The following is a 592-nucleotide window of genomic DNA, read 5'->3' on the forward strand; positions in this document are numbered from 1 at the left end:
GATAAAGAGTAAGATTAGCTCATTTGCTAAACTCTAGCTTTTTGTTACTTTGTTTTCATCTTTATAACGCAAGTTATAAAAACGATTATTGTTGACGTTTTGTTTGTTCAGTTTTCAAAGAGCAATTAGTAAACTGCTTAATGCAGCTTTTCAACTATAATAAAAATTGGATACATTGTCAATACCCAAAAAAATATTGGTGGAGCCTAGCGGGATCGAACCGCTGACCTCCTGCGTGCAAGGCAGGCGCTCTCCCAGCTGAGCTAAGGCCCCATCTTTTAATGAGAAATAATGGTCGGGAAGACAGGATTCGAACCTGCGACCCCTTGGTCCCAAACCAAGTGCTCTACCAAGCTGAGCTACTTCCCGTATATTTGGCGCGCCCGAAAGGAGTCGAACCCATAACCTTCTGATCCGTAGTCAGACGCTCTATCCAATTGAGCTACGGGCGCTAAATATTTGAAAAACAATGGTGCCGAGGACCGGAATCGAACCGGTACGGTAGTCACCTACCGCAGGATTTTAAGTCCTGTGCGTCTGCCAGTTCCGCCACCCCGGCATTGTTTTTTAAAAATGGAGCGGAAGACGAGGT

At 44.8% G+C, this 592-nt stretch carries 4 tRNA genes; all 4 read right to left on the bottom strand.

The features are described 5' to 3' along the window. Positions 1-197: 197 nt before the first annotated feature. Positions 198-273 (bottom strand) — tRNA-Ala (locus M3600_RS28495). A 19-nt stretch (positions 274-292) separates the two neighbouring features. Next, positions 293-369: transfer RNA gene (locus tag M3600_RS28500), tRNA-Pro, on the bottom strand. A 6-nt stretch (positions 370-375) separates the two neighbouring features. Beyond that, positions 376-452: transfer RNA gene (locus M3600_RS28505), tRNA-Arg, on the bottom strand. A gap of 18 nt (positions 453-470) precedes the next feature. Beyond that, a tRNA-Leu gene (locus M3600_RS28510) sits at positions 471-559 on the bottom strand. Between the last annotated feature and the right edge of the window lie 33 nt (positions 560-592).

It is taken from the genome of Niallia sp. MER 6, assembly GCF_023714395.1.
Lineage (GTDB): Bacteria > Bacillota > Bacilli > Bacillales > Cytobacillaceae > Niallia.